Annotated in this window: 2 protein-coding genes; both read left to right on the top strand. The window is 63.7% G+C overall.

Features of this window, described 5'->3' with window-relative positions; all coding sequences use genetic code 11:
- Window positions 1–625: AMP-binding enzyme (locus A2J01_RS22610; RefSeq protein WP_156519366.1), on the top strand; the 625-nt coding region annotated here is incomplete at its 5' end.
- An 82-nt stretch (window positions 626–707) separates the two neighbouring features.
- A complete protein-coding gene (locus tag A2J01_RS22615) occupies window positions 708–2261 on the top strand; it encodes an acetyl-CoA hydrolase/transferase family protein (protein ID WP_007730514.1) in 1554 nt (517 codons plus the stop codon).
- Window positions 2262–2421 lie beyond the last annotated feature (160 nt).

Below are 2421 nucleotides of genomic sequence, written 5' to 3' on the forward strand. Positions count from 1 at the left end.
GGCCAGCCCCGTCATCACACAGACCAGCCCGGCCGACACCCACGAAGACAAGTCGGAGACGGTCGGACTCGCGTTGCCGCAGGTCGAGGTGAAGATCTCCGACGTCGTGACCGGGGACAGCGTGCCGCTCGGCGAACAAGGCGAGATCTGCGCGCGCGGGTACCTCGTCATGACCGAGTACTTCCGTAATCCGGAGGCTTCGGCCGACACCGTGGACAAGGACGGTTGGTTGCATACCGGCGATTTGGGGACGATGGACGAACGTGGATACGTCCGGGTTACCGGCCGCCTCAAGGACATGATCATCCGCGGCGGTGAGAACATCTATCCGCGTGAGGTCGAGTCCGTGATCTTCACACATCCGAAGATTCTCGACGTGGCGGTCGTGGGTGTGCCCGACGAGGTGTGGGGTGAGCGAGTTGTCGCCGTCATCCGCTGGAAGGACGAGTCCGACCAACCGACCGCCGCTGAACTGGTCGAGTTCTGCACCGAGCGACTGGCGCGCCACAAGGCGCCCAAGGAGTGGTTCAGCGCGGAGGCGTTCCCACTGACAGGGTCGGGCAAGATCCAGAAATATCGAATTGCGAGCCTGGTCGGCGAAGGCGTGTACGGCGTCGTCAACTGATCGGTGCTCATAGCACGTCGGAGCGATTCTGTCTGGGTTATCCCCGTAAATCGCTTCGACGTGCCCTGTTTATCCTGGTGCCGTGAGTTCAACCTTCGGTGAGACCGGGCACAACGCCACCTCCAACCGCATTCGCGCCACAGCGTTTGCGTCGAAGGTGATGTCCGCGTCCGACGCCGTGAAGTTCATCAACCCGGGCGACACCGTCGCGATCAGCGGTTTCGCAAGCGCCGGTACACCCAAGGTTGTCATTCCGGCCCTGGCCGAGCGCATTCACCGGACCCGCGGCAACGGATCGAACTTCACGATCAATCTCCTGACCGGCGCTTCTGTGTCCACCGAGACCGAAAGGCTGCTCGCGGAGGTCGACGGAATCGCGCTGCGCATGCCGTATCAGTCCGAGGCCACCGCACGTCGCCGGATCAACGACGGTCGTATGGACTACGTGGACATCCATCTCTCCCACGTGGCTCAGCAGGTGTGGGAGGGCTACTACGGCAACGTAGACGTCGCGGTGGTCGAGGTCGCCGGTATCACCGAATCAGGGGAGTTGATTCCCTCCGCGTCGATTGGCAACAACAAGACCTGGCTGGACGTCGCCGACAGGGTCATCCTCGAAGTCAACTCGTGGGTGCCCGAGGCGATGGAAGGTATTCACGACGTCTATTACGGCACCGCGCTGCCGCCGCATCGCAAGCCGCTCGAGATCATTCGTGTCGAGGACCGGATCGGCCAGACCACGTTCCGAGTGGATCCCACGAAGGTTGTGGCCGTTGTCGAGACCAACTGCCGTGACAGCGCGAGCCCTCTCACTGCACCCGACGCCGTCAGTGAGGCGATCGCCGGCCACGTCCTGGAATTCTTCGACTTCGAGGTGCGCGCCGGACGGATGCCGGCCGATACGTTGCTTCCGCTGCAGGCGGGCATCGGCAATGTCGCCAACGCGGTGCTTGGAGGGCTCGATCGGGGGCCGTATCGCGGCCTGACCTGCTACTCCGAGGTCATCCAGGACGGGATGCTGAAGCTGATCAAGGACGGAACGGTCGCGCATGCGTCTTCGACGGCTTTGGCGCTCACCGAAGAGGGCATCGAAGAACTGACCGCGAACATCGACTTCTACCGCCACCACATCACTCTCCGTCCGCAGGAGATCAGCAACCACCCGGAGGTGGTGCGCAGGCTCGGAATCATCGCCATGAACGGCATGCTCGAGGCCGACATCTACGGCAACGTGAACTCGACGCACGTCATGGGGACGAAGATCATGAACGGAATCGGCGGCTCGGGGGACTTCGCCCGCAACGGCTACGTGTCCATGTTCCTGAGCCCGTCGACGGCCCGCGGCGGTGAGATCTCGGCGATCGTGCCGATGGTTCCGCACGTCGACCACACCGAGCACGACACTCAGGTGTTGGTGACCGAGCAGGGGTTGGCGGATCTGCGCGGTCTGTCGCCGCGGCGACGCGCGCGCCTGATCGTCGACAAGTGTGCTCACCCGGAGTTCCGGCCACTGCTCCACGATTACATCGCTCGCGCCGACGCTCAACCGGGTGCGGGGCAGACGCCGCACATCCTGGGCGAGGCATTCTCGTTCCATCAGCGGTACATCGACACGGGTTCGATGCGCCTTTCGTGACGCCAGGCAATGCTGCCGGCAGTGAGAGAATGCGAGGGTGAGCCGAACCGGGGTACCTGACGACGCCATACGCCGGGTTGCCGCGGCGGGGGCCGATGACGCCGGTGGCCTACCCGTCGAACTGCTGGGTGATTTCCTGGACGTGCTCAGTGTCGCCGTA

The sequence above is a fragment of the Rhodococcus sp. EPR-134 genome (assembly GCF_001647205.1).
Lineage (GTDB): Bacteria > Actinomycetota > Actinomycetes > Mycobacteriales > Mycobacteriaceae > Rhodococcus_F > Rhodococcus_F qingshengii.